At 46.7% G+C, this 246-nt stretch carries 1 protein-coding gene; it reads right to left on the reverse strand.

The window, feature by feature from the left end:
* Positions 1–246, reverse strand: a 246-nt coding sequence (locus HBA93_RS22685) for a recombinase family protein (RefSeq protein WP_502910186.1), incomplete at both ends; no start/stop codon positions are given.

A 246-nucleotide genomic window follows, 5' to 3' on the forward strand; every position in this document is an offset into this window, starting at 1 on the left:
AGATTTGTTCTCAGGACGCCCTTTATAAAGCCCCTGCTCTTTTGCCTTTGCTATCCCCTGCCTCTGACGACGCCTACGATCATCATAGTCCTTACGAGCAATCGCCGCGATCATATCCAACATCATATTATTAATAGCTTCAGACATACGGGAGGTAAATTCATCCGTATTTACCGAGGCCATCCCCCATGATGTCGGCAAGTCCAGCGCCACAACTTTAATCTGCCTATTGCGTATTTCTGCTTT

This window comes from Ochrobactrum sp. SFR4 (assembly GCF_019730395.1).
Classification (GTDB): Bacteria; Pseudomonadota; Alphaproteobacteria; order Rhizobiales; family Rhizobiaceae; genus Pseudochrobactrum.